The organism is Streptomyces sp. NBC_01689 (genome assembly GCF_036250675.1).
Lineage (GTDB): Bacteria > Actinomycetota > Actinomycetes > Streptomycetales > Streptomycetaceae > Streptomyces.
The window spans coordinates 3,815,704-3,839,483 of record NZ_CP109592.1 but is presented as its reverse complement, the minus strand read 5'-3'; the positions used below and the strand labels follow the sequence as shown (position 1 = coordinate 3,839,483).

At 72.1% G+C, this 23,780-nt stretch carries 27 protein-coding genes; 16 read left to right on the top strand and 11 right to left on the bottom strand.

The window, feature by feature from the left end; genetic code table 11:
- Positions 1-61 precede the first annotated feature (61 nt).
- From OG776_RS16135 to OG776_RS16120, 4 genes are all read left to right on the top strand, one after another.
- Positions 62-1,468, top strand: a complete 1,407-nt coding sequence (locus OG776_RS16135) for a family 2B encapsulin nanocompartment shell protein (RefSeq protein WP_148010406.1) — start codon at positions 62-64, stop codon at positions 1,466-1,468.
- Positions 1,469-1,596: 128 nt separating this feature from the next.
- Positions 1,597-2,643, top strand: coding sequence for a family 2 encapsulin nanocompartment cargo protein polyprenyl transferase (locus OG776_RS16130; protein ID WP_148010407.1), 1,047 nt, complete (start codon positions 1,597-1,599; stop codon positions 2,641-2,643).
- Between the two features lie 196 nt (positions 2,644-2,839).
- Complete coding sequence (locus OG776_RS16125; protein WP_148010408.1) at positions 2,840-3,469, top strand: GNAT family N-acetyltransferase; 630 nt, start codon at positions 2,840-2,842, stop codon at positions 3,467-3,469.
- A 66-nt stretch (positions 3,470-3,535) separates the two neighbouring features.
- Positions 3,536-3,808, top strand: a complete 273-nt coding sequence (locus tag OG776_RS16120; RefSeq protein ID WP_148010409.1) for a hypothetical protein — start codon at positions 3,536-3,538, stop codon at positions 3,806-3,808.
- A 148-nt stretch (positions 3,809-3,956) separates the two neighbouring features.
- Here the strand turns inward: OG776_RS16120 and OG776_RS16115 are convergent, their stop codons facing one another.
- Together OG776_RS16115 and OG776_RS16110 are read right to left on the bottom strand one after the other, a co-directional pair.
- A complete protein-coding gene (locus tag OG776_RS16115; RefSeq protein WP_148010410.1) occupies positions 3,957-4,730 on the bottom strand; it encodes a YoaK family protein in 774 nt (257 codons plus the stop codon).
- 264 nt (positions 4,731-4,994) lie between these two features.
- Positions 4,995-5,561, bottom strand: coding sequence for a TetR/AcrR family transcriptional regulator (locus tag OG776_RS16110; RefSeq protein ID WP_329321309.1), 567 nt, complete (start codon positions 5,559-5,561; stop codon positions 4,995-4,997).
- A gap of 86 nt (positions 5,562-5,647) precedes the next feature.
- On the opposite strand from OG776_RS16110, the gene OG776_RS16105 reads away from it, so the two are divergent.
- Positions 5,648-6,568 (top strand): SDR family oxidoreductase, encoded by a 921-nt coding sequence (locus OG776_RS16105; RefSeq protein ID WP_148010412.1) that lies wholly within the window; start codon positions 5,648-5,650, stop codon positions 6,566-6,568.
- Between the two features lie 187 nt (positions 6,569-6,755).
- Complete coding sequence (locus OG776_RS16100; RefSeq protein WP_148010413.1) at positions 6,756-7,088, top strand: DUF952 domain-containing protein; 333 nt, start codon at positions 6,756-6,758, stop codon at positions 7,086-7,088.
- A gap of 46 nt (positions 7,089-7,134) precedes the next feature.
- On the opposite strand, the gene OG776_RS16095 is transcribed toward OG776_RS16100, so the two are convergent.
- The 4 genes from OG776_RS16095 to OG776_RS16080 form a co-directional block, all read right to left on the bottom strand.
- Positions 7,135-7,950, bottom strand: coding sequence for a VOC family protein (locus OG776_RS16095; protein ID WP_329321306.1), 816 nt, complete (start codon positions 7,948-7,950; stop codon positions 7,135-7,137).
- Positions 7,951-8,059: 109 nt separating this feature from the next.
- Positions 8,060-8,917: a hypothetical protein gene (locus tag OG776_RS16090; RefSeq protein WP_329321304.1), complete on the bottom strand. Its 858-nt coding sequence runs from the start codon at positions 8,915-8,917 to the stop codon at positions 8,060-8,062.
- 662 nt (positions 8,918-9,579) lie between these two features.
- Positions 9,580-9,996, bottom strand: coding sequence for a VOC family protein (locus OG776_RS16085; RefSeq protein ID WP_148010415.1), 417 nt, complete (start codon positions 9,994-9,996; stop codon positions 9,580-9,582).
- A 39-nt stretch (positions 9,997-10,035) separates the two neighbouring features.
- The gene (locus OG776_RS16080) at positions 10,036-10,464 is read right to left on the bottom strand and encodes a helix-turn-helix transcriptional regulator (protein WP_329321302.1); all 429 of its coding nucleotides are present in this window, start codon (positions 10,462-10,464) and stop codon (positions 10,036-10,038) included.
- 130 nt (positions 10,465-10,594) lie between these two features.
- On the opposite strand from OG776_RS16080, the gene OG776_RS16075 reads away from it, so the two are divergent.
- The 4 genes from OG776_RS16075 (at position 10,595) to OG776_RS16060 (ending at position 14,205) form a co-directional block, all read left to right on the top strand.
- Entirely contained in the window at positions 10,595-11,224 is a 630-nt protein-coding gene (locus OG776_RS16075; RefSeq protein WP_148010416.1) for a hypothetical protein, read from the top strand.
- 101 nt (positions 11,225-11,325) lie between these two features.
- Positions 11,326-11,565, top strand: coding sequence for a ferredoxin (locus OG776_RS16070; protein ID WP_148010417.1), 240 nt, complete (start codon positions 11,326-11,328; stop codon positions 11,563-11,565).
- The gene (locus OG776_RS16065; RefSeq protein WP_329321299.1) at positions 11,555-12,949 is read left to right on the top strand and encodes an NAD(P)/FAD-dependent oxidoreductase; all 1,395 of its coding nucleotides are present in this window, start codon (positions 11,555-11,557) and stop codon (positions 12,947-12,949) included. Before OG776_RS16070 ends, OG776_RS16065 begins: the two co-directional genes overlap by 11 nt.
- A 23-nt stretch (positions 12,950-12,972) precedes the next feature.
- The gene (locus tag OG776_RS16060; protein WP_329321297.1) at positions 12,973-14,205 is read left to right on the top strand and encodes a cytochrome P450; all 1,233 of its coding nucleotides are present in this window, start codon (positions 12,973-12,975) and stop codon (positions 14,203-14,205) included.
- 209 nt (positions 14,206-14,414) lie between these two features.
- On the opposite strand, the gene sodN is transcribed toward OG776_RS16060, so the two are convergent.
- A complete protein-coding gene (gene sodN / locus OG776_RS16055; RefSeq protein WP_023546844.1) occupies positions 14,415-14,810 on the bottom strand; it encodes a superoxide dismutase, Ni in 396 nt (131 codons plus the stop codon).
- Between the two features lie 144 nt (positions 14,811-14,954).
- On the opposite strand from sodN, the gene sodX reads away from it, so the two are divergent.
- On the top strand, positions 14,955-15,389 hold the full coding sequence (sodX, locus tag OG776_RS16050; RefSeq protein WP_148010420.1) for a nickel-type superoxide dismutase maturation protease: 435 nt from the start codon (positions 14,955-14,957) through the stop codon (positions 15,387-15,389).
- Here the strand turns inward: sodX and OG776_RS16045 are convergent.
- Positions 15,293-15,922 (bottom strand): CGNR zinc finger domain-containing protein, encoded by a 630-nt coding sequence (locus OG776_RS16045; RefSeq protein ID WP_148010421.1) that lies wholly within the window; start codon positions 15,920-15,922, stop codon positions 15,293-15,295. The genes sodX and OG776_RS16045 overlap by 97 nt on opposite strands.
- A 110-nt stretch (positions 15,923-16,032) precedes the next feature.
- On the opposite strand from OG776_RS16045, the gene OG776_RS16040 reads away from it, so the two are divergent.
- Entirely contained in the window at positions 16,033-16,821 is a 789-nt protein-coding gene (locus OG776_RS16040; protein WP_148010422.1) for a class I SAM-dependent methyltransferase, read from the top strand.
- 248 nt (positions 16,822-17,069) lie between these two features.
- Here the strand turns inward: OG776_RS16040 and OG776_RS16035 are convergent, their stop codons facing one another.
- From OG776_RS16035 to OG776_RS16025, 3 genes are read right to left on the bottom strand one after another with little or no spacing between them, the layout of a single operon-like run.
- A complete protein-coding gene (locus OG776_RS16035) occupies positions 17,070-17,831 on the bottom strand; it encodes an amino acid ABC transporter ATP-binding protein (RefSeq protein WP_148010423.1) in 762 nt (253 codons plus the stop codon).
- Positions 17,828-18,793: an amino acid ABC transporter permease gene (locus tag OG776_RS16030; protein ID WP_148010424.1), complete on the bottom strand. Its 966-nt coding sequence runs from the start codon at positions 18,791-18,793 to the stop codon at positions 17,828-17,830. The genes OG776_RS16035 and OG776_RS16030 overlap by 4 nt, the downstream gene beginning before the upstream one ends.
- 28 nt (positions 18,794-18,821) lie before the next feature.
- A complete protein-coding gene (locus tag OG776_RS16025) occupies positions 18,822-19,781 on the bottom strand; it encodes an ABC transporter substrate-binding protein (protein ID WP_148010425.1) in 960 nt (319 codons plus the stop codon).
- A 539-nt stretch (positions 19,782-20,320) separates the two neighbouring features.
- On the opposite strand from OG776_RS16025, the gene OG776_RS16020 reads away from it, so the two are divergent.
- The 4 genes from OG776_RS16020 (at position 20,321) to OG776_RS16005 (ending at position 23,725) form a co-directional block, all read left to right on the top strand.
- Positions 20,321-21,568, top strand: coding sequence for an NAD(P)-dependent malic enzyme (locus tag OG776_RS16020; protein WP_148010427.1), 1,248 nt, complete (start codon positions 20,321-20,323; stop codon positions 21,566-21,568).
- 281 nt (positions 21,569-21,849) lie between these two features.
- A complete protein-coding gene (locus OG776_RS16015) occupies positions 21,850-22,815 on the top strand; it encodes a zinc-binding dehydrogenase (RefSeq protein WP_148010428.1) in 966 nt (321 codons plus the stop codon).
- Positions 22,816-22,949: 134 nt separating this feature from the next.
- Entirely contained in the window at positions 22,950-23,159 is a 210-nt protein-coding gene (locus OG776_RS16010; protein ID WP_148010429.1) for a helix-turn-helix domain-containing protein, read from the top strand.
- Positions 23,159-23,725, top strand: a complete 567-nt coding sequence (locus OG776_RS16005; RefSeq protein WP_148010430.1) for a Clp protease N-terminal domain-containing protein — start codon at positions 23,159-23,161, stop codon at positions 23,723-23,725. The genes OG776_RS16010 and OG776_RS16005 overlap by 1 nt, the downstream gene beginning before the upstream one ends.
- Positions 23,726-23,780: the final 55 nt, after the last annotated feature.

The following is a 23,780-nucleotide window of genomic DNA, read 5'->3' as shown; positions in this document are numbered from 1 at the left end:
CACGCTCCGTGATGGAAGGCTGAGCGACGCAGATCAGCGCATGACCGGGAGGGCAATTTTCATGTCGGTAGGCGAAGAGGTCCGTTCGGGTCAGGGCAGGCCGCAGCAGAGTCTCGGCACATCGGCCGCGCGGAACCTGGCCACCACCACCAAGTCCGCACCCCAGATGCAGGAGATCAGTTCACGGTGGCTGCTGCGCATGCTCCCGTGGGTGAACGTGCAGGGTGGCACGTACCGCGTGAACCGGCGGCTCAGCTACTCCGTGGGTGACGGCAGGGTGACGTTCGTGAAGACGGGTGACCGCGTCCAGGTCATCCCCGCCGAGCTCGGCGAGCTGACCGTCCTGCGGTCCTACGAGGATCAGGAGGTGCTCGGCGAGCTCGCCCAGCGCTGCCAGCAGCGGGAGTTCGCGCCGGGGGAGGTGCTCGCCTCGTTCGGCAGTCCGTCCGACGAGGTGTTCCTGCTCGCGCACGGCAAGGTCGAGAAGATCGGTACGGGGCCCTACGGCGACGACGCGGTCCTCGGTGTCCTCGCCGACGGCGCGTACTTCGGCGAGCAGGCGCTCATCGACCCGGACGCCATCTGGGAGTACACGGCCCGCGCCGTCACCGCGGTCACCGTGCTCGCGCTGCCCCGTCAGGACCTGGAGCAGGTCGCGGAGCGCTCCGAGTCGCTGCGCACCCACCTCCAGCAACTGCGGTCGATCCCGGAGCAGCGCACCAACAGGTACGGCGAGAAGGAGATCGACCTCGCCGCCGGCCACACCGGAGAGGAGGACATCCCCGGCACCTTCGTGGACTACGAGGCCGCCCCGCGCGAGTACGAACTGAGCATCGCCCAGACGGTACTGCGCCTGCACACACGGGTCGCGGACCTCTACAACCAGCCGATGAACCAGACCGAGCAGCAACTCCGCCTGACCGTCGAGGCGCTGAAGGAGCGCCAGGAGCACGAACTCATCAACAACCGGGAGTTCGGACTGCTCAACAACTGCGAGTACGACCAGCGGCTGCAGCCGCACGACGGCGTCCCGAGCCCCGACGACCTCGACGAACTGCTCAGCCGCCGCCGCGGCACCAAGCTGCTGCTCGCCCACCCGCGCGCGATCTCCGCGTTCGGCCGCGAGTGCAACAAGCGCGGGCTCGTGCCGGAGAGCGTCGAGGTCGCGGGCAACCGCATCCCGACCTGGCGCGGCATCCCGATCTTCCCGTGCAACAAGATCCCGGTCAGCGACGCCCGTACGACCTCGATCATCGCCCTGCGCACCGGGGAGGCCGAGCAGGGCGTCATCGGGCTCCAGCAGGCCGGCATCCCGGACGAGATCGAGCCGAGCATGTCGGTGCGCTTCATGGGCATCAACGAACAGGCGATCATCTCCTACCTGGTGACGGCGTACTACTCGGCAGCGGTCCTCGTCCCGGACGCGCTCGGCATCCTGGAGAACGTCGAGATCGGCCGCTGGCGGTGACCTCCCCGACCCCGGCCACCGTGTTCACGCCCGACCGGACGGGCAGACCCGGGAGACCGAAGCACCAGCAAGGCGCGGCCGGGTCGCCCGACGGGCGGAGTTCTCCCGGCTCCACGGACGGGAGGCCCATGCGACAACAGGCTCCGCCGACCACGCCCGACGGGCCGGAGGCGGCGGGCATCCTGGAGCGCGCGCGGGCGTCCGTCGACCCCGAGCTGCGCGGGGCCGTCGACTCGCTGCCGGGTTCGATGCGCCGGGTCGCGCTCTACCACTTCGGCTGGGAGCACGCGGACGGCACCCCGGCGGCGGGGAACGCGGGGAAGGCGATCCGCCCCGCGCTCGTCCTCACCGCCGCGGGGGCGCTCGGCGGGCAGCAGGCACCGGCCCTGCGGGCCGCCGCCGCCGTGGAGCTGATCCACAACTTCACCCTGCTGCACGACGACGTCATGGACCGGGACACCACCCGCAGACACCGGCCCACCGCGTGGACCGTGTTCGGCGACGCCGCCGCGATCCTCACGGGGGACGCCCTGCAGGCGCTCGGCCAGCGGCTGCTCGCCGAGGACCCGCATCCGGCGTCGCGGGCGGCCTCCGCGCGGCTCGCGGCCTGCGTCGTGGAGCTGTGCGAGGGGCAGTGCACCGACACGGCCATGGAGAGCCGTGCCCCCGGCGAGGTCACCCTGGACGAGTGTCTCGCCATGGCCGAGGCGAAGACGGGCGCGTTGCTCGGCTGCGCCTGCGCGATCGGAGGGCTCTACGCGGGAGCGGACGAGGAGGACGTCGAGGCGCTGGACGCGTTCGGCCGGGAGGCCGGGCTCGCCTTCCAGCTGATCGACGACGTGATCGGGATCTGGGGGGACCCGGGCCGTACCGGCAAGCCGGCCGGCGCGGACCTCATCTCCCGCAAGAAGTCCCTGCCCGTGGTGGCCGCGCTCGGCTCCGGCACCCCGGCGGCGACGGAACTCGCCGAGCTGTACGGAGTTCCCTACGAGGAAGGGGAGTTGGAGCGCACGGTGCTGGCAGTGGAGCGGGCGGGGGGCCGCGACTGGGCCCAGCTCCAGGCCGCCGACCGGATGTCCCGGGCGATGCACGAACTCTCCCGGGCGATTCCCGACCCGGAGGCCGCGGGCGGTCTCCTGGCCCTGGCGGAGTTCGTCACGCGGCGCAGTAACTGAAGGCGCCTCGGGACGGTTGAAGACCCCGGGGCCACCGGGACCGTACGGCACCTGACCTCCGTACGGTCCCGGGCCCCGGCCGGGGCGGATCCCGCGCATCCCCACGGTGCGCGGGGTCCGCCCCTCTGCCGTGCGTGATCCCCGCTAGGCTGCGACGGCTGTACGGCCAGGGGCGGTCGAGGCGAAGGGGCGGGACATGGGAGTGGCGATACGGACGGCGGGCGAGGGCGATCGCGAACGGGTCGTCCACCTGCTCCACGAGGCGTTCCGGGACGACCCGGTGAGCCGCTGGGTCTTTCCGGACGCGGCGCACCGCGAGGAACGGCACCCCCGGCTGATGGCGGCGTTCGCCGACATCGTGTTCGCCGAGGGCCGTGTCGACATCACGGAGGACGGTGCGGCCTGCGCGCTGTGGCTGTCGGTGCCCGCCGCGGACGAGCACACCGGGGGCGACCCCGCGGAGGACGACGGTCCGGTCCAGCTGCGCGAGGCCGTGGACCCCGACAACGTACGGGTCGAACTGGTGGGCAGGCTCACCGCCGGCGTCCACCCCGTGGGCGGTGCCCACGAGTACCTCTGGATGATCTCGGTGGCACCGGAGCGCCAGGGCGAGGGCCTCGGCGGCGCGCTCGTCGGGTCCGTCCTCGACCGCTGCGACGAGGAGGGCCTCCCCGCCTACCTGGAGGCCAGCAACGAGCGCAGCCGCGCGCTCTACGCGCGGCTCGGGTTCGGTGACCTGGGCCGCCCCCTCGAACTGCCGGACGGTCCCCGCATGTGGCCGATGTGGCGGGAGCCGGGGGCGGGGCGAGCGGCCACGGGGGCGTAGCCCGCGAGGCCACGGCCGCGCGGCCGTGCGTGGGCGCGCGGCCGGGTCGCGTCCTACCCTGAAGGCATGGGCACCGATGAGCATGTCTGCCCCTCCTGCGGGCAGCCGGTCGCCACGGTCGTGCGGCGCCACAAGACACTGGGCGCGGTCGTCCCCGTCTGGGGTCCCGGCCCGTGCCGCAACCCGCGGTGCGAGGCGTGCGCGGAGTCCGTGTCCGACCCGCGGACACGCGAGGTCCGTGACGCCGGCACGTCCCGGTGGCCCCGCGATCCCCGCGATCCCGGGCAGAGCGCCGGACTCCGGCGGGCGGCGGCGGAGCGGACCACGGAGAACTCCTGACCCGTGCGGGCACGTGGACCTGAGGATCAGGCCGACCGGGGCGCCGGGCCGTGCCCGGACCACGGCTGAGGAACGCTGGGGGACCGGAACGCCGCCGTGTCCCGCCGTCCTCCATGTCCCCGGCGGGCCCGCGGCGGTGCCGCTTCCGTCAGGAGGGAGGCGGCGCGGGAGACCGGCGCCGGAGCGGTCCGTCATGGACACCCGACAGCGCCAGTGCCATGACCACCGCCGCCACGGCGAGGAACGCGCAACCTGTGCCCCACCGCGCCGCGAGCGTGCCCAGGGTCCCGCCGACGAACATGCCGCCGATGGTCGCGGTGAGGCGGGTGCGCGCGAGCCGTCGCAGCCGGCCTTGCTCGCCGTCCGGAACGCGTGGCGCGGTGGCCACGTCCGCGACCAGCTGGACCAGGGACATCTGGAGGAGGAGCGTCGGCATACCCGGCACCGCCACACGCAGCACGACGGCGGACCTCACCCCCATGGCGAGGGCGACCAGCGCGAGGGCGACCAGATCGGGACCGTGGGCGGACGGGCCGGTGCCGCGCCGCAGCAGGGACTGGGTCCCCGCGACGGCGAGGAGGACGCCTTCGGTGGCCAGCGCGGCCGGGAACCAACGGCGTCCCCGTGCGAGGAGCGCCCGGATCCCGTAGGCGGCCGTGGCCACGCCGAAGGCGAACGTCACGAGCGCGACGGCCGGCCGGACCACCGAGACCGGCCCGGACCCGGCCAACGCGAAGGTCAGGAACAGCACGTTGCCGGTCTCCAGCGCGGCGAACACATGGCCCATGGTCAGGAAGGTGATCGCGTCGACCGCTCCCGCGACCACGGTGAGCACCGTCATGATCACGGTCGTGCGGAGCTCGGCGCGGTCGACGGGTACGGGCGCGGAGGCGGACGCGGGGCCGGAGGAGCTTTCGGACATGGGCAAGTCTCAGCAGATTCGTGGCCCGAGAGGTCGGCCCCGACGCGACACGCGGGGGAGTCCCGCCGTCTGCCGCAGCCGCAGGCGTGGGCGAAGCCGCAGCCGTGGGTCGGGGCGGGGGTGAAGCCGAAGTCGGCGACGGGGGCGCCGGCACCCCGGCACCCAGGCGGTGCGCTCCCGGCCGAGGCCGGTCAGGAGGCGAGTCGGCCGGCAGGCCGTGGCCCGATCCCGACGGGAGGGTCTGCCCGATCTCGACGGGAGGGTCTAGCGGCCCGCGGTCACGGCCTTCAGCTCGGCCAGCGACTCCCGTAGCAGCGGAGCCATCCCGCGTTCCTCGCCGGCGACGATCCAGCGCTCGAAGCCGACCTTGAAGACGGCGACCCCGGCCTCGGCGGTCAGGCTCGCGGCGGGCTCCGTGACGCCGCGCCCGCGCAGGGCACCGGCGAGCGCGGCTGCCATCGAGGCGAGCTTGATCAGCTCACGCTCCCGGAGTTCCGGGTTGGCCATGATCACCGCGTGTCGTGCGCGCGCGAAGTCGCGGCGGTCGGCGAACGTCCCGGCGAGCGCGTCGAGCCCCGCCGACAGCGCGTCGATGGGCGGGGCGGCCTCCGGGGCGTCGGCGACCGCCCGGACGAACAGCTCCTGCAGCTCGCCGGAGCCGGCGAACAGCACCTCGCGCTTGTCGGCGTAGTGACGGAAGAAGGTGCGTTCCGTGAGCCCGGCCCGCCGGGCGATCTCGGCGACCGTGGTCTGTTCGAAGCCGCGCTCGCTGTAGAGCTCCAAGGCCGCCCCCGCCAGGCGTCCGCGCGCGTTCGGCTCCCATCTACCCATGCGCAGATCCTACGTGATGACAGCAACTGACATCGGGTGTTAGCGTTGATGACAGTAACTGACATCAATGGGTCTGGGGTTTCTCCATGCGTATCTTCGTGACCGGCGCGTCCGGCTGGATCGGTTCCGCCGTCGTTCCCGAGCTGACCGGCGCGGGACATCAGGTCGTCGGGCTCGCCCGCTCCGAGGCCTCCGCCGACGCGCTCACCGCGGCCGGCGCCGAGGCCGTCCGCGGCACCCTCGACGATCTCGACGTACTGCGCGAGACGGCCGCGGCGTCGGACGGGGTGATCCATCTGGCCTTCAAGCACGACGTCGCCTTCAGCGGCAGTTTCCAGGAGGCCGCCGAGGCCGACCGCCGCGCCGTCGACGCCCTGGGCGACGCCCTCGCGGGCACCGACCGGCCCTTCGTCCTGGCCTCCGGAGTGGTCGGCCTCGCCGCCGGGCGGACGGCCACCGAGCGGGACATGCCGCCCATCGACGGCTCCCCGATCTCGATCCGGATGGCCACCTCCCAGGCGGTGCTCGCCCTGGCCTCGCGGGGGGTGCGCTCGTCCGTGGTGCGGCTCTCCCCGACCTGCCACGGGGACGGCGACAACGGTTTCATGGCGGCCCTGGTCGCCATCGCCCGTGCCAAGGGCGTGTCCGGCTACCTCGGTGACGGCACCAACCGCTGGCCGGCCGTCCACCGGCTGGACGCGGCACGGCTGTTCCGCCTGGCGGTCGAGAAGGCCCCGGCCGGATCGGTGCTGCACGGTGTCGCGGAGCAGGGCGTGGAGCTCCGGGCCGTCGCGGAGGTGATCGGCCGTCACCTCGGCCTGCCGGTGACCGCCGTGGCGCCCGGGGACGCGGCCGGGCACTTCACCTGGCTGGCGTCCTTCCTGGGCGTCGACTCGCCCGCCTCCCACGCCCTCACCAGCGAGCTGGTCGGCTGGGAGCCGGTCCACCCCGGCCTCCTGGAGGACCTCGACAAGGGCCACTACTTCGCCGCCGCCACCCCCGCCTGACCGGCCGTGCGCTTGTCGGTCGCGTGCCTGACCGGCCGAGCGCCTGACCGGTCGCGCGGGTGCGGGCCCCGGCACGGCGGGCGTGCGGCGCCGTGCCGGGGAACGCGTCCGAGGGGGCCGGGTGCGGGCCGGCCGGCGGACGTGAGGTGGAGCCGGGGGCGCGGGCCGGACGCCGTAGCGTGGGGGCATGTCAGAACCCCTGTTGCACCTCACCGAGCGCTCGCTGTGGGACGCGGCCCGGACGTCCGGCGCGTACGAGATGTCGACGCGCGGCCGCACCCTCGCGGAGGAGGGCTTCATCCACTGTTCGACGCGGGCCCAACTCCCGCGGGTCGCCTCCTTTCTGTACGGGACCTACGAGGGCCCCGACGACCTGGTCGTCCTGGTCGTGGACGCCGGACGGCTGGAGGTCCCGGTGCGGTACGAGGCGGTGAAGCCCGGCGGGGAGGAGTACCCGCACGTCTACGGGCCGATCCCGGTCCCGGCGGTGGTGGACGTGGAGGTGTGGCGGTCGGCCTAGACGTCCCGGCGTCCAGGTGGTCACGGCGTCCTGGCCGTCGAGGTGTTCAGGACGCTGCCGGCGTACCGGGTCCGTCCTGGCCGGGAGCGGTGGTCCGGACGGGGAGCCCGCCGGTGTGCGGGTCGCGGCCCGTCAGGCAGTAGACGCCGCCGGCCGGGTCCCGCATCACGGTCCAGCGCGTGCCACGGCCGACAGGAGTGGCGCCGAGACTCTCGTGGTGGGCGCGGACGGCCTCGACGTCCGAGCAGGCGAGGTCGAGATGGGCCGAGGTGGGGCGCTCGGTACCGAGGCGCTGCACGAGGACGCGGACGGGCAGCGTGGCGGGCGGCCCGATCACATGGAACTCCGGCAGCGAGCCGGGGTGCGAGTCCCATCCGGTGAGCCCGCTCCAGAAGGCGACCTCCGCCTCGTAGCGCGAGGGCGCCACGTCGACGCACACCTGGTCGAGGCGGCTGGTCACGCCGCCGTGCCCCTCGACCACGGGCGGCCGTACCGCTTCCCCCTGCCAGGGGACCGCGCAGAACGGCAGTCCGCCGGGGGAGCGCAGCACGGCCCATCCGCCTGCGTCGGCGGTCCCGTGGTCGGCCACGGTCCGCGCGCCGAGCCGCAGGGCCGACGCCACCAGCGCCGCGACGTCCCCGACGGCCAGGTCGAGGTGCGCGCCGCCCGCGCCCTCCTCGACGCCCTGCGCCTTGAGGCAGGCGTCGGACCCGCCCGGCAGCAGGGTCACGAACTCGTCCTGGCCGCCGCGCGGCGCGGACGGCACGGTTCCGGTGACGGAGGTCCAGAAGTCGAGGGCCGGTCCGAAGTCCTTCGTGGGCCGGTCGATGAAGGCGTGGGTCCAGCGGATCGGTTCGGGCATGCTGCGGTTCCCCTGTCGGACGGCACGGACTCGCGCGGACGGTCGGGAGGGCACGGAGGGTCAGGGCACGGGGGGTCAGGGCACGGACGGTTCCGGCGCTCGGAGCGGCTCAGCCGGTACCGGCGGCGCCCGGCGCGGTCTCCCGCCCGATGAGTCCGCGCAGCGACGTCGTCATCCGGGCGACGAAGGCATCTCGCGCGGCGGGGGCCAGGACGTCCAGCGAGAGATACGGGTTGAGGTCCTCCAGTTCGACGAGGAGCAGCTCGCCGTCCGGTGCCCGGCAGGCGTCGACGCGCTGGATGCCGTACGCGATGTCGTTCCAGTCGACGAAACGCTGCGCGAACTCCCGGTCCCGCTCGGTCGCCTCGTACGGCTCCAGGTCCCACCGCCGGTCCGGGCAGGGTGCGTACAGGGCGTACTGGAAGGTGCGGTCGACGAAGTAGAAGGACACCTCGTAGCGGAAGTCGACACGGGGCTGGACGAGACGGTCCTCGTACGACAGTCCGGCGAGCCGGTCGCGCGTCACGAACTCCAGGCCTATCGAGTCCGCCCCCAGCTTCGGCTTCACCACGTACGTGCCGACGTCCGGCAGCCGGTGCAGGTCCGCCGCGCGGTCGACGGTGGGGATGACCGGGAATCCGGCCGCGGTGAGGTCGAGCAGGTACTGCTTGCCGGCCATGTCCCCCTTGCCGGTGAGCTGGTTGTAGACGCGCACGCCGTCCGCGAGCGCCCGGTGCCGGAAGGCGTCGTAGGCCGCCTGGTGATGCAGCACCGGCCCGCTGTTGCGCACGACCACGGCGTCGAAGCCGGCCATCAGCGCGGCCGCGTCCAGCGGATGGCACACGGCGATGTCGAAGTCCTCGCGCAGCCGGGAGGTGAGGAACACGTCCTCGTCGCCGTACCGCCGTCCCTTGGCCGGGTAGGCCAGGTCGCTGACGTAGAGGACGCGGGAGCGCGCGGACGGCATGGATGTCTCCTGACGGGCGGGACGACGTGGCCGACGCAACGGTAACCGGAGCTGGATTCCCCGTCCCGGGGCCCCTGGACGGGCCCCGTCCCGGACCCCGGGATGGGTCCCCGGACCGGCCCCGGCCACGGGAATCAGGGCTGTGCGCCGGCCGCGTGCATCCGGATACGTGCATCCGGGCCGTGCGCGGTCGCGGGCAAACCGGTCACGGCCGTCGGGGCTGTGCGCCCTGCCGCGGGCCCCCGGTCACAGGCTCCGGCCATGGGCATCCGGCTGCACCCGGCCCCGGATGTCCGGGCCGTACTCCTAGCCGCGGGTACCCGGGGCACGGGCATCCGGTCGCGGGCATCCGGGCCACGTGCCCGGTCAGGGGCGAGCCGGTCGACGGCACTCGGCCACCGGCATGCGGGCCCCACCCGGCCCCGGATGTCCGGGCCGTGCGCCCAGCCACGGGCCCCAGGATGCGGGCATCCGGGCCGTGCAGCCGGCCACCGTGCCCCCGGCTCAGGGTGCCCGAGGACAGGCCCCGGGCCAGAGGTACCCCGGGGCACGCAGCCCCCGGGCGCGGGCACCGGCTCCCCGGGCAGAGGCACAGCCACCGGCACCGGAAGCCGCGAGGCGGGACCCCGCCCGTCCGCGGTGAGCCGGGTGCGGTGCCGTGGTCAGGCCGCGGGGCGTTCCTTGAAGCGGAGGAGGTTGCCCGCCGGGTCGCGGAACGCGCAGTCGCGGGCGCCCCACGGCTGGTCGGTCGGCTCCTGGAGGACCTCCGCGCCGGACGAGCGGACCCGCTCGTAGAGGGCGTCGCAGTCGGTGGTCGAGAAGATGACCCCGCGCAGGATGCCCTTGGCGAGCATCTCGATCATGGCCTGTTTGTCGGCGGGGGAGGCGTCCGGGCTCGCGTCCGGCGGCTCCAGGACGATCTCCACGTCCGGCTGGAGCGGCGAGGACAGGGTCACCCAGCGCATCCCCTCGAACCCGACGTCGTTGCGGACTTCCAGGCCCAGGACGTCCCGGTAGAAGGCGAGTGCCTTGTCGTGGTCGTCCACGGCGATGAAGCACTGGGAAAGTTTCAGGTCCATGCGCTCAGGCTATAAGCGCCGGCCGCCGGGTGGAGGGGTCTACAGGCGCGTCGCCGGTTCGCCCGCGTCCGGCGTCCGGCGGCGGGAGGGGCGGGTCAGGCGGCGCACCACGCAGGGCGGGACGGGGGCGCCGTGGTCGTGCGGGCGGGCCCGGTACGCGCTGGGCGTCTCCCCTACCAGCTCCGTGAACCGGGAGCTGAAGGAGCCGAGCGAGGTGCAGCCCACGGCGAGGCAGACCTCCGTGACCGTCAGGTCGCCGCGTCGCAGCAGGGCCTTGGCCCGCTCGATCCGGCGGGTCATCAGATAGGCGTACGGCGTCTCCCCGTACGCCGCGCGGAAGCTGCGCTGGAAGTGGCCGGGGGACATCAGCGCCGTACGGGCGAGCGCGGCGATGTCCAGCGGCTCCGCGTACTCACGGTCCATCCGGTCGCGTGTCCGGCGCAGCCGGACCAGGTCCTCGACGGTCACCCCTTCAGGATGGCACGGCCCACCGACAGCGGACAGGGCCGTCACCCCCGCGGGGTGCCCCCGGTGGCGGGCGGGCACGCGCGCCTGCTTGCTGGACCGAGAGGGGAACCCGGAAGGAGCGCGGGCGACGATGGAGCCGAAGGAAGAGCGGCTGCGGACACCGCGGGCCGCCGGCATGGCCGGCGCGGTGTTCGCGGTGCTGCTGGCGACGGCGATCGTGCTGGTGCGGATCTCGGTCCCCACCGGGAACCCGCCCGGCCCGCGGATCGACCCGGACAAGCGGTGGGCGGTGCAGGCGGCGCTGGAGATCCTGCCCTTCGCGGGCATCTTCTTCCTGTGGTTCATGGGCGCCGTGCGCGCGCATGTCGCCGAAGGCGAGGACAGGTTCGTCGCCACCGTCTTCCTGGGCAGCGGGCTGATCTTCGTCGCGACGATGTTCGGAGCCGGTGCGGCGGCGGGCACCGTCCTGGACGACGTCCGGTCCGACTTCGGGCGCTACTTCGCGTACACGATGATGACGACGTACGCGCTCCGGGTGGCGGCCGTGTTCGTCTTCACCACCTCCACCATCGGACACCGCCTCGGCGTCCTGCCACGGCCCCTCGCCTACCTGGGCTATCTCGTGGGCCTGGTCCTGCTCGTCACGGCATCCTCCGTGCCCTGGACCGAACTGGTCTTCCCGGCCTGGGCGCTGATCGTCAGTCTCCACATCCTCCGCGTCGGCCTGCGCGAACCGCGCGGCCCGGGAAACCCACGGTGACCCCCGTCGTCCCGTCGGACGCCCCGGCGAGCGGGTCCGCGCCCTCTCGCGCATGCTGAGTGTCGAGGGGGCGGACGGGGTCACGGAAAGGCTGTTCCTCGGTGAGACTTGTCGTCGATCTCAACCGCTGCCAGGGCTACGCGCAGTGCGCGTTCCTCGCTCCCGACGTGTTCGCCATGCACGGCGACGAAGCGCTGCTCTACGACCCGCACGCCGAGGAGGAGCGGCGCGAGGACGTGGCGCGTGCCGTCGCGGCCTGCCCCGTCCAGGCCATCGTCGTGGACGCGGACGACCGGGACGAGACGCCCCGAGCCGTACGGGAGGCCACCGGTGAGCGGTGACGGATCCCTCGACCGGCTCAAGCGCGACGGCCGTGTCGTCGTCGTGGGCGCCTCGCTCGCGGGGCTGCGGGCCGCGGAGACCCTGCGCGAGAAGGGCTTCGCCGGCTCCCTGACGATGGTCGGGGACGAGCCCTACGAGCCCTACGACCGGCCCCCGCTGTCCAAGCAGGTCCTGCTGGGGCGGGCGACGCCGGACCACACGTCCCTGCCCCGGCGCCGCGCGCTCGACGCGCGGTGGCGTCTCGGGGTCGCCGCCAGCGGTCTCGACATGGCGGCCCGCCGGGTACGGCTGGCCGACGGCGACGAGGTGGAGTACGACCGGCTGCTGATCGCCACCGGCGTGCGGGCCAGACCCTGGCCGAAGGAGAGCGAGGCGGAGCTCGACGGCGTCTTCGTCCTGCGCACCCGCGACGACGCGGCCGGACTGGAGCGCGCGCTCGCGCGAAACCCCCGCCGGGTGCTCGTCGTCGGAGCCGGGTTCACCGGCTCCGAGATCGCCTCCGCCTGCCGGGAGCGGGGGATCGCGGTGACCGTGGCCGAACGGGCCGCCGCTCCCCTGGTCGGCGCGCTCGGCGGCGTCGTCGGCCAGGTCGCCGCCGAGCTGCAGCGCGAGCACGGGGTCGACCTGCGATGCGGGATCATGGTGACCGGCCTGGAGGGCGACACCGGGAACCGGGTCCGCGCGGCCCATCTCTCCGACGGGAACACCGTCGAGGTCGATGTCGTGGTCGTGTGCCTCGGCGCCCTGCGCAACACCGAGTGGCTCGCGGGGTCCGGACTGGGCGCGGGCCCCCGGGGCATCGCCTGCGACGCCGGCTGCCGCGCCTTCGACATCCGGGGCATCGTCACCGACGACGTCTATGTGGCCGGCGACGTGGCCCGTTCCCCGCACCCGCTGTTCGGCTACCAGTTCCTGTCCCTGGAGCACTGGGGCAACGCCGTCGCACAGGCCGAGACCGCGGCGCACAACATGATGAGCGAGAGCGTGGACCGCCGCCCCCACATCTGGGTGCCCGCCTTCTGGTCCTCGCAGTTCGGCGTGAACATCAAGTCCGTGGGGGTGCCGTCGATGGGGACGGAGATCCTCATCGCGCAGGGCGCCCTGGGCGAGCGCAGATTCACCGGCGTGTACGGGTACCAGGGGCGCGTCATCGGCGCCGTCACCTTCGACCAGACGAAGTGGCTGCAGTTCTACCAGCAGCTGATCGAGACCACGGCGCCCTTCCCGCCGTCCTTCCCGACCGTGGACCGCCGCCCCGAGGGGCAGCGGCCGGTGGACGCGGACTTCCCCGACCCGTCGGTGCCCACGAGCGGTCCCACCGTCACCCTCACCGGCTACTCGCCGGCCGACCGGCGGATGACGTTCACGCCCGCCGGGCACTGATCCGACGCTCACGAGGACGCATCATGACGCAAGCCATCCTGCGGCAGATCATCGACTACTCGCACCGCGCGAACCCGTACCCGCTGTACGAGGAGCTGCGCGAGACCCCGGTGTACCACGACGCGGACGGGCCGTACGTCGTCAGCAGGTACTACGACATCCAGAGCCTGCTGCACGATCCGCGGATCAGCTCGGACGCGCGCAACCTGAAGGCGACGGCCGGCGATCCGCTGGGCGACACGGAGGAGGAGTCGGCGCTGCCGCCCGCGTTCCTGCGTCTCGACCCGCCGGAGCACGACCGGCTGCGGCGCATGACGAACCGTCCTTTCGGACCCCCGCACTCCTCGCGGCGCGTCCACGAGATGCACGGCGAGCTGCGGGACATCGTGTCCGGGCTCATCGACGGCATCGGCGACCCGGAACGGATCGACCTGGTCGACCAGTTCTCGTACCCCTTCCCGGTCACCGTGATCTGCCGGCTCCTCGGTGTGCCGCGCGAGGACGAGCCCCGCTTCCACACCTGGGCGGACATCCTCGCCGCGAGCCTGGACCCCGTCCCGGGCGCCGACGCCGCCGAGCGTGCCAAGGTCTCCAACAACGCCCGTACGGAACTGGGCATGTACCTGGCCGGGCTGATCGAGGAGCGCCGCAGGAAGCCGGGCGAGGACATGCTGTCGCAACTGGCCACCGCGCAGGGGCCGGACGGCGCCATGACGACGATGGAGGTCATGAGCACCGCGGCGCTGCTGCTGATCGCCGGCCACGAGACCACGGTCAACCTCATCACCAACGGCATGCTGACCCTGCTGCGTCACCCGGAGATCCTGGAACGGCTGCGCCAGGAACCGAAGTTGGCCGTTCCCGTGGTCGAGGAGCTGCTCCGGTTCGAGCCGCCGGTGCAGTTGCTGCCGCAGCGCAGCACGCTCGCCGACATCGAGGTCCGCGGCGTGACCATCCCCAAGGGCTCGTCGCTGTGGCTGGTGCTCGCGGCGGGCAACCGTGACCCCGACCGGTTCGAGAACCCCGACCGGTTCGACCCGGACCGCGGGGACATCCAGCACCTGGGCTTCGGCAGCGGCATCCACAGCTGCTTCGGCGCTCCGCTGGCCCGGCTCGAGGCGCAGCTCGCGCTCGGCGAACTGGCCCGCAGGCTGGAGAACCCCCGCCTGGTGGAGGACCCGCCGCCCTACCGGCAGAACGCGGTGCTGCGCGGCCCCCGCCACCTGTCGATCGCCTGCGACGGCATCCGTCCGTAGCCCCGCGGCACCGCCTCGCCCCACGACGGCGCGAGTGCCTCCGCGTCGGGTGGTCCCCGGGGCCGGAGACCGCCCCGCACCCGTCCGCAGACCGCACTCCGCACACCCGAAGGGGCCCGGCCGGAACGGATTTCCGGCCGGGCCCCTTCGGGGCGCCCGTGGACCTGCGAGGGTGCACCGCTCGCCGGTCCCGGCGAACGAGGCCCGGATCAGGCCTTCTTGGTCTCCCAGAAGATCTTGTCGATCTGGGCGATGTAGTCCAGCGCCTTCTGGCCCGTGGCCGGGTCCGTGGACGCCTTGGCGGCCGAGAGGGCCTTCAGGGCGTCGTTGACCAGCTGGTGCAGCTCGGGGTACTTCTCGAAGTGCGGGGGCTTGAAGTAGTCGCTCCACAGCACCGACACGTGGTGCTTCGCGAGTTCGGCGCGCTGCTCCTTGATGACGGTGGCGCGGGCCTGGAAGTGCGGGTCGTCGTTGCCGGCCATCTTTTCCTGGACGGCCTTCACCGACTCCGCCTCGATGCGGGCCTGGGCAGGGTCGTACACGCCGCAGGGCAGGTCACAGTGCGCGCTGACCTTCACCTTGGGGGCAAACAGGCGGGAGAGCATGGAGCTGTCCTTCCTCGTGATCGTCTTCTCAGGTGGGACATTACTCCGTGGGAGACGTCTTTTCGCGAGTGCCCCCATGGGCTTACGTCAAAAGTCCAGGGTGAGACTGGGACTGGTGGAGGATGGACCGGGGAGGTGCCGGTGATGCCGGAGCTGTCGCAGGAGAGCGAACGTGGAAAGGCCGTGCTGCCGTTCGGGGCGGCCGAGGTGCGGGGGCCCTCGATGGTGCCCACGCTCCAGCACGGGGATCGGCTGGTCGTGCAGTACGGGGCCCGGGTCAGGCCAGGTGACGTCGTCGTGCTCCGGCATCCGTTCCAGCAGGACCTGCTGGTGGTGAAGCGGGCGGCACACCGGCGGGAGGCCGGCTGGTGGGTGCTGGGCGACAACGCCTTCGCCGGAGGGGACAGCACCGACTACGGCACCGTGCCCGAGGAGCTCGTCCTCGGGAAGGTGCGGTTGCGGTACCGGCCCCTCGGGGAAGGTCAGCGGTCGCCGCTCGCGCTGGTCCGCTGGGCGCTGTCGGCCGTCAGGCCGGTGCTCTCCGACCGGTCCGCCTCCAGGCGCTTGCGGGCCCGGTAGGCGGCCACGTTGGCGCGGGTCGCGCAGCGGTCCGAGCAGTAGCGCCGGGAGCGGTTCGTCGACGTGTCCAGATAGGCGTTGCGGCACGGCGCCGCCTCGCACAGGCCCAGCCGGTCCACACCGTACGAGGTGAGGTGGAAGGCGAGACCCATGGCGGCGATCGCCGCGTAGCCCGCGGTGACGTTGGACGGGTGGTCCGCGAGGTGCATGTGCCACAGCGGGCGTCCGTCGTCGTCCCGGAAGTCGTGTCCCGAGATCTGCGGGCTGACGGGGAACTCCAGGAGCAGCGAGTTCAGCAGGTCGACCGCGAGGGTCTCGTCGCCGCCGTCCGCGGCCTCGAACACGGCGCGCAGCCTGGCGCGCACCGAACGGAAGCGCGTCACGTCGGCGTCCGTGGCGCGGCGCGCCGCCGAGGCGTTGCCCACGAAGAGGTCGCGGACGGCCTCGACCGAGGTGAGCGCGTCCTTGCCCCGGATCGGCTCCTCGCTGTTGACGAGGCGGACCGCGTAGTCCGAGTAATAGGCCAGTTCCACTTGTAGTCCTTACGGGGGCGCTCTATCGTCATGCGTGCGGTCAGGTAACAGCTGATTGCGTATCCAGGGTATTACGCGGGTGAGTGAAGACGTGTGAAGAAGGGGCTTCCATGACCGTCAGCACCGGAACCGGCCACACCGGGACGCAGGGCACCGGAACCGACTGGCAGGCCTGGCAGGAGAGCTGGGACCGGCAGCAGGAGTGGTACATGCCGGACCGCGAGGAGCGCTTCCGGGTGATGCTCGACATGGTCGAGGCCCTGGTCGGCCCCGCGCCGCGCGTCCTCGACCTGGCCTGCGGCACCGGCACCATCACCGCGCGGCTGCTGGCCCGGCTCCCGCGCGCCACCAGCACCGGCGTCGACCTCGACCCCGCGCTGCTCACCATCGCCGAGGGCACCTTCGAAGGCGACGACCGGGTCTCCTTCGTCACGGCCGACCTCAAGGACCCCCGGTGGACGGCCCGGCTGCCGTACGAGTCCTACGACGCCGTGCTGACGGCCACGGCTCTGCACTGGCTGCACAGGGAACCCCTCGCCGCCCTCTACGGCCGGATCGCGGGGATCGTCCGCGACGGCGGTGTCTTCATGAACGCCGACCACATGATCGACGAGTCCACGCCCCTGATCAACGCGGCCGACCGCGCGCAGCGGCACGCCCGTATGGACCGGGCGAAGGAGAGCGGCGTGCTCGACTGGGCCGCGTGGTGGGAGCTGGCCGCCCAGGACCCGGTCCTCGCCGGCCCGACCGCCCGCCGCTTCGAGATCTACGGCGAACACGCCGACGGCGACACCCCGTCCGCCGACTGGCACGCCCGCGTCCTGCGCGAGAAGGGCTTCGCGGAGGCGAGGACGGTGTGGCGCTCCCCGTCCGACGCGCTGGTGCTGGCGGTCAGGTAGCGCGCCGGGCGGCGGTGCGGGCACCCCGCACCGGCCCCGCCGGGACCGGGACGCTCCGCCGCCGCGACGGCCCGCGCGGTCGTGACGGCCGCCGGACCGGTCACGGCGCCCGCGGAACGGTCCGGCACCGGGTGTCCGCTCGCCGCGCGGACCGCGCCCGCCGCGGACCCCGGCCGGATCGGGCGCGGCCCGGAACGCCGGATGCCGCCCACCCGGAAGGGGTGGGCGGCATCCGGCGTTCGGAACGCTCAGAGCACCTTCGAGAGGAACGACTTGGTGCGCTCGTGCTGCGGGTCCGTCAGGACGTCGCGCGGGTTGCCCGCCTCGACGACGACACCGCCGTCCATGAAGACCAGGCTGTCGCCGACCTCGCGGGCGAAGCCCATCTCGTGGGTGACGACGACCATCGTCATACCGGACTCGGCGAGGTCGCGCATGACGTCGAGGACGTCTCCGACCAGCTCCGGGTCGAGGGCCGAGGTCGGCTCGTCGAAGAGCATCAGCTTCGGGTCCATCGCCAGGGCCCGGGCGATGGCCACACGCTGCTGCTGGCCCCCGGAGAGCTGCGAGGGGTAACTGCGCGCCTTGTCGGCCAGGCCGACGCGTTCGAGCAGCTCCATCGCGCGGTTCTGGGCGTCGGACTTCTTGGCGCCCTTCACCTGGATCGGCGCCTCCATGACGTTCTCCATGGCCGTCATGTGCGGGAACAGGTTGAAACGCTGGAAGACCATGCCGATGTCCCGGCGCTTCAGCGCGACCTCGCTGTCCTTGAGCTCGTACAGCTTGTCGCCCTTCTGGCGGTAGCCGACCAGCTCGCCGTCGACGTACAGACGCCCGGCGTTGATCTTCTCCAGGTGGTTGATGCACCGCAGGAAGGTCGACTTGCCGGAACCGGACGGGCCGATCAGGCAGAACACCTCACCGGTGTTCACCTCCAGGTCGATGCCCTTGAGGACCTCCACCGGACCGAAGGACTTGTGGACGCCCTCGGACTTCACCATCGCGGTCATGCGGTGCCCCTCTCACGGCCGAGGCCGAGCATGTTCGCCCTGATCTTCTGGAAGACGGTCGGCGGCAGGCTGCGGCTGGAACCGCGCGCGTAGTAGCGCTCCAGGTAGTACTGGAAGACGCTGAACACGCTGGTCATGGCCAGGTACCAGATGGAGGCGACGAACAGCATCTCCATCACGGCGTACGACGTGGAGCCGATCGCCGAGGTGGAGCGGAGCAGTTCGTTGTACGTGACCGCGTACACCAGCGACGAGGTCTTCAGCATGTTGATGAACTCGTTGCCCGTCGGCGGCACGATGACGCGCATCGCCTGCGGGATCACGATCCGGGCGAGCGTCTTGGTGTGGCTCATGCCCAGCGCGTGCGCGGCCTCCGTCTGTCCCTCGTCCACGGCCAGCAGGCCGGCGCGGCAGATCTCGGCCATGTAGGCGGCCTCGTTCAGACCGAGACCCAGCAGGGCGCACATGAACGGAGTCATGACGTCCGTCATCTCGTTCTTGTAGATCGGACCGAGGTTCAGGACCGGGAAGATCAGCGCCAGGTTGAACCAGAGCAGCAGCTGGACGTAGACCGGGGTGCCGCGGAAGAACCAGATGTACAGCCACGCGACCGTGCTGGTCACCGGGTTCTTCGAGAGCCGCATCACCGCGAGGACGACGCCCAGCACCACACCCACGACCATGGCGAGCACGCTGATCAGCAGCGTACGGCCGGCGCCCTGGACGACGCTGGAGACGAACAGCTCGTCGCCCACCGTGTGCCACTGGATGTTGCCCTGCGAGAACGCGTAGGCGAGCGCCACGAGCAGCGCCAGGACGATGACTCCGCTGACCCACCGGCCGTAGTGCCGGACGGGGATCGCCTTGATGGCCTCCGGCGCCGGCCCGGCGGCCGTGGCCCCGGTCACCGTGGCGCCGGGGGGAGAGGAGTCCGCGGGGGACTTGTCGAATTTCTCAGTCACGTGACTGCCCTTCAGTGGTGCGCTCGGCTCACTTGCCGCCGTTGATCGCGGACTGCTCGATCGCGCCGGACTGGGCGCCCCACTTCTCCAGCACCTTCTGGTACGAGCCGTCCTTGATGATCGCGTCGACGGCTTCCTTCAGAACGTCACGGAGCTCGGTGTTCTTCTTGCTCAGCACGATGCCGAACGGGCCGGCGTCGTACTGCTTGTTGATGACCTCGAAGGCCTTGCCGCCGTCGGCCTTGTTGGCCAGGTCGACCGCCACCGGGTAGTCGTTGATGCCGGCCACCGCACCGCCGGACTTCACACGGGTCTGGGCCTCCGTGTCGTTCTCGAACGACTCGATGTCGATGGCCTTCTTGCCGCCGTCCGTGCACTTCTTGGACTGGTCCTTGAGGGCCGTCTCGTAGGTGGTGCCGCGCTGCACGGCCGCCGTCCGCCCACAGAGGTCCTCGATGCCCTTGATGCCCTCGGGGTTGCCCTTCTTCACGTAGATGGCCGTACCGGCCGTGAAGTAGTCGACGAAGTCGACGCCCTCGCCGAGCTTCTTGCCCTTGTCGTCCAGGCCCTCCTGGCGCTGCTTGTTGTCCGTGATGGACGACATCGCGATGTCGTAGCGGCCGGAGTTGACGGCGGTGATGAGACCGTCGAAGGAACCCGAGGTGAAGGTGAACTTCACGCCGAGCTGCTTGGCGAGCGCGTCCGCCAGGTCCGGGTCGACGCCGACGATCTTGCCGCCGTCGGTCGACTCCATGGGGGCGTACTCGGCGTTCGTGCCGACCTTGATGACGCCCGCGTCCTGGATCTTCTTGGGCAGCTTGGAGAACAGCGGCGCACTGTTGGACTTGGCCGTCTCCGAGGAGCTGCCGCCCTTGTCCGTCTGGTCACCGCAGCCGGTGAGGACGAGGGCGCCGACGACCGCGATCGCACCGACCGCTGCTATCCGGGACTGCGCGGCGGTCGTACGACGGGTGGTGCGAGCGGTCATGAGGGTCCTCCGGCGGATGAGGGAGTAGCCGACAGGTCGACGAGAACACACACCTTTGGGTGTCGCGACCTCGTGTGATGACGGCATCTTGCCATTCGGATTGCGCCGTTCAGAGGACCCGCTATGTCAAAATCGGATAACGGGTGACCCTCGGACCAACACTGGGTGCCCCGGTCGTGCCGGATCCTGTGCGGGAATCCACCTCTTCTGCCGGAAGATCTTCGGCGCATCTCCGGATGCGGACCGCCGCGACTCCGCGCTTGCGGCGACATGACGTCAAATCCTGGACTTGTCCACATATTCGGGTATGAGTCATGTCACCGGCGTGTGAGCTTCGCGTTATGGGCTCGTCCTCGGCACAGTCCGTCCGGTAAGAAGGTTCTTTACACCCCTCATCCGGGGCTCAGGGCGCGTGTGCGGCGCGCCCGTCGCGTATCCGCCCGTACGCAACCACGGCGGCAGGGCATACGCGGTGCCCGCCCACCCCTCAACCAGGAGTGGTCACCCTCAATCTCTGAAGACTTAAGGGGTAAGACAAAGTGGCAGCGGAGATCGTCAATCCTCGCAGCGACAGCAGTACGGGTCCCGAAGGCGACGCGGAGCCGGTGAATTCCGACGGCTCCGTGGACTCCCTGGCGTTCGACCCGGCGTTCGCATTGCACCGTGGCGGGAAGATGGCCGTGCAGGCCACCGTGCCCGTGCGTGACAAGGACGACCTGTCCCTGGCGTACACACCCGGCGTCGCGAAGGTGTGCAGCGCCATCGCCGAACAGCCCGACCTGGTCAACGACTACACGTGGAAGTCGAACGTGGTCGCGGTGGTGACCGACGGCACGGCCGTGCTCGGCCTCGGCGACATCGGTCCGGAGGCCTCGCTCCCCGTGATGGAGGGCAAGGCGATCCTGTTCAAGCAGTTCGGCGGCGTGGACGCCGTGCCGATCGCGCTGGACTGCACGGGCGTCGACGAGATCGTCGAGACCGTGGCCCGTCTCGCGCCGTCCTTCGGCGGCGTCAACCTGGAGGACATCTCGGCGCCCCGGTGCTTCGAGATCGAACGGAAGCTCCAGGAGCGCCTGGACATTCCCGTCTTCCACGACGACCAGCACGGGACGGCCGTGGTGACCCTGGCGGCGCTGCGGAACGCGGCGAAGCTCACCGGGCGCTCGCTCGGCGAGCTGCGCGCGGTGATCTCCGGCGCGGGCGCGGCGGGCATCGCCATCGCCAAGTTCCTGCTGGAGGCGGGCATCGGCGACGTGGCCGTCGCGGACCGCAAGGGCGTCGTCTCCTCCGACCGGGACGACCTCACGGACGTCAAGCGGGAGCTCGCCGGCCTCAGCAACAAGGCGGGGCTGTCCGGGTCGCTGGACGCGGCGCTGGCGGGCGCGGACGTCTTCATCGGCGTCTCCGGGGGCACGGTTCCGGAGCCCGCGGTGGCCTCGATGGCCGAGGGCGCGTTCGTCTTCGCCATGGCCAACCCGAACCCGGAGGTGCATCCGGAGATCGCCCACAAGTACGCGGCGGTGGTCGCCACCGGGCGGTCCGACTTCCCGAACCAGATCAACAACGTGCTCGCGTTCCCCGGGATCTTCGCCGGGGCGCTGCAGGTGCGGGCGTCCCGGATCACGGAGGGCATGAAGATCGCGGCGGCCGACGCGCTGGCCGCGGTCGTCGGGGACGACCTCGCCGCCGACTACGTGATCCCCTCGCCGTTCGACGAGCGGGTGGCTCCCGCGGTGACCGCGGCGGTGGCCGCGGCCGCCCGGGCCGAAGGGGTCGCGCGCCGGTGAGCTGAGCGGTCCGGCACCCGCGTGCCGGAGAACGGTTCGCGGGCCGCGTGAGAGCGGTTCGAGGACGGCTTCAGGCGCCGGGGGACCGTCCGGACACGGATGTGGTGGCCTCGCCGGGGTGGTTCCCCGGCGGGGCCGTTTTCTTTGCGCGGGCGCTGGGCCGTACGGATGGTCCGCGGGCGTACCCGCACCGGATGTGAGGTGGGCCGCGGAGCGGCCGGGACGCGTGTCACAGCGCGACGTGGTTCCGCGGCGTGGGGGCGGAGCCTATCGTCAAGGTCATGTTCGCTGCCTACGCCGCTCGTATCGACCGTGACCAGCCGCTGAACGGCCTGGAGTTGGGGGAGCGCCCGGCCCCCGGACAGAGGCCCGGCTGGACGACCGTGAACGTCAGGGCCGCGTCCCTGAACCACCACGACCTGTGGTCCCTCCGGGGAGTGGGCCTGGCGGAGGACAAGCTGCCGATGATCCTCGGGTGCGACGCGGCGGGCGTCGACGAGGACGGCAACGAGGTCGTCCTTCACTCCGTCATCGGGCAGACCGGGCACGGGGTGGGCCCCGCGGAGCCCCGGTCGATCCTCACCGAGCGCTACCAGGGAACCTTCGCCGAGCAGGTCGCGGTACCGGCGTGGAACGTCCTGCCGAAGCCCAAGGACCTCTCCTTCGAGGAGGCCGCCTGCCTGCCGACCGCGTGGCTGACGGCGTATCGCATGCTCTTCACCAACGCCGGGGTACGGCCGGGCGACTCGGTCCTCGTGCAGGGGGCGGGCGGCGGCGTCGCGACCGCGGCGATCGTCCTCGGCAAGGCCGCCGGGCTGCGGGTCTTCGCGACGAGCCGCGACGAGGCCCGGCGCAAGCGGGCCGTCGAACTCGGGGCGGTGGAGGCGCTGGAGTCCGGCGCGCGCCTGCCGCAGCGGGTCGACGCGGTCATCGAGACGGTGGGCGCGGCCACCTGGTCGCACAGCATCAAGTCCCTGCGGCCCGGCGGCACGCTGGTGATCTCGGGCGCGACGAGCGGGGACCGTCCCGCGCACGCCGAGCTGACTCGGATCTTCTTCCTGGAGCTCAAGGTCGTCGGCTCCACCATGGGCACCAAGGACGAGCTGGAGGATCTGCTGTCCTTCTGCGCCGCCACCGGGGTGCGGCCCGTCATCGACGAGGTGCTGCCGCTCGACCGGGCCCGCGAGGGGTTCGAGCGGATCGAGGCGGGCGACCAGTTCGGGAAGGTCGTCCTCACGGTGGGCTGAGCCGCGCCCGGCCGTGCGGGCCGGGGGTGGGACGCGACGACCGCGGCGGGTCCGGGACTGTCCGGACCCGCCGTTTCCGCATCCGGGTGTCAATGTTGGTTGACCGGCCGGGGCTGTCAATGTAGGTTGACGCCATGACCGAAGCGACGGATCTCGCCGAGCGGGCGGGTGACCGTGATCCACGGATCGGGCTGCGGGCGGTCTCCGCGCTGCGGAGGCTGCTGGAGCAGCTGGAGGCGGTACAGGTGCGCAGCGCGCGCCATCAGGGGTGGTCGTGGCAGGAGATCGCCGCGGAACTCGGAGTGAGCAGGCAGGCCGTGCACAAGAAGTACGGGAGGCAGTGATGTTCGAGCGCTTCACGAAGGATGCCCGGGCGGTGGTCGAGGGCGCGGTCGGTTACTCCGAGCGGGCGGGGGCCGAGGCGGTGGACGAGGAGCACATGCTCCTGGCCCTGCTGGACCGGGAGGGCAGCCGCGGCTCGTTCGCGCTCGCCTCGCTCGGCGCGGTCGGACGCAGGGACTCGGTGGAACGGGCGCTGGCCGAGACGCGCCGTCGGGCCGGGCTCTCCCGCGCCGAGACGGAGGCGCTGTCCGGGCTCGGCATCGACGTCTCGGAGGTCGTCTCCCGGGTGGAGGAGACGCACGGGGCCGGGGCGCTGGAGGCGGGGAGACGAGCTGGAAGCGGCGGCCGGTCCGGGCGCCGGCCTTTCACCCGGGGGGCCAAGGAGACGCTGACCCAGTCCCTCCGCCTGGCGCTCGCCCGTCAGGACCGGCACATCGGTGACGAGCATCTGCTGATGGCGCTGACCGTCCGGCCGGGTGTGCCCGCGGAGGTGCTCGCCGATCACGGGGTCACGTTCGAGTCGGTGACGCGCGTGCTCTACGGGGACGGGGAGGCCAAGGCGGGATGAAACCCCCGCGGGGCCCTCCGGGGCTTTCGCGAGGGGCCGTCGCCGGGGCCTTCGG

Bases quoted from the DNA above. Each gene is read 5' to 3' on its own strand.
- OG776_RS16135 (WP_148010406.1), top strand. From the start codon at position 62: ATGTCGGTAGGCGAAGAGGTCCGTTCGGGTCAGGGCAGGCCGCAGCAG.
- OG776_RS16130 (WP_148010407.1), top strand. From the start codon at position 1,597: ATGCGACAACAGGCTCCGCCGACCACGCCCGACGGGCCGGAGGCGGCG.
- OG776_RS16125 (WP_148010408.1), top strand. From the start codon at position 2,840: ATGGGAGTGGCGATACGGACGGCGGGCGAGGGCGATCGCGAACGGGTC.
- OG776_RS16120 (WP_148010409.1), top strand. From the start codon at position 3,536: ATGGGCACCGATGAGCATGTCTGCCCCTCCTGCGGGCAGCCGGTCGCC.
- OG776_RS16115 (WP_148010410.1), bottom strand. From the start codon at position 4,730: ATGTCCGAAAGCTCCTCCGGCCCCGCGTCCGCCTCCGCGCCCGTACCC.
- OG776_RS16110 (WP_329321309.1), bottom strand. From the start codon at position 5,561: ATGGGTAGATGGGAGCCGAACGCGCGCGGACGCCTGGCGGGGGCGGCC.
- OG776_RS16105 (WP_148010412.1), top strand. From the start codon at position 5,648: ATGCGTATCTTCGTGACCGGCGCGTCCGGCTGGATCGGTTCCGCCGTC.
- OG776_RS16100 (WP_148010413.1), top strand. From the start codon at position 6,756: ATGTCAGAACCCCTGTTGCACCTCACCGAGCGCTCGCTGTGGGACGCG.
- OG776_RS16095 (WP_329321306.1), bottom strand. From the start codon at position 7,950: ATGCCCGAACCGATCCGCTGGACCCACGCCTTCATCGACCGGCCCACG.
- OG776_RS16090 (WP_329321304.1), bottom strand. From the start codon at position 8,917: ATGCCGTCCGCGCGCTCCCGCGTCCTCTACGTCAGCGACCTGGCCTAC.
- OG776_RS16085 (WP_148010415.1), bottom strand. From the start codon at position 9,996: ATGGACCTGAAACTTTCCCAGTGCTTCATCGCCGTGGACGACCACGAC.
- OG776_RS16075 (WP_148010416.1), top strand. From the start codon at position 10,595: ATGGAGCCGAAGGAAGAGCGGCTGCGGACACCGCGGGCCGCCGGCATG.
- OG776_RS16060 (WP_329321297.1), top strand. From the start codon at position 12,973: ATGACGCAAGCCATCCTGCGGCAGATCATCGACTACTCGCACCGCGCG.
- sodN (WP_023546844.1), bottom strand. From the start codon at position 14,810: ATGCTCTCCCGCCTGTTTGCCCCCAAGGTGAAGGTCAGCGCGCACTGT.
- sodX (WP_148010420.1), top strand. From the start codon at position 14,955: ATGCCGGAGCTGTCGCAGGAGAGCGAACGTGGAAAGGCCGTGCTGCCG.
- OG776_RS16040 (WP_148010422.1), top strand. From the start codon at position 16,033: ATGACCGTCAGCACCGGAACCGGCCACACCGGGACGCAGGGCACCGGA.
- OG776_RS16035 (WP_148010423.1), bottom strand. From the start codon at position 17,831: ATGACCGCGATGGTGAAGTCCGAGGGCGTCCACAAGTCCTTCGGTCCG.
- OG776_RS16025 (WP_148010425.1), bottom strand. From the start codon at position 19,781: ATGACCGCTCGCACCACCCGTCGTACGACCGCCGCGCAGTCCCGGATA.
- OG776_RS16015 (WP_148010428.1), top strand. From the start codon at position 21,850: ATGTTCGCTGCCTACGCCGCTCGTATCGACCGTGACCAGCCGCTGAAC.
- OG776_RS16010 (WP_148010429.1), top strand. From the start codon at position 22,950: ATGACCGAAGCGACGGATCTCGCCGAGCGGGCGGGTGACCGTGATCCA.
- OG776_RS16005 (WP_148010430.1), top strand. From the start codon at position 23,159: ATGTTCGAGCGCTTCACGAAGGATGCCCGGGCGGTGGTCGAGGGCGCG.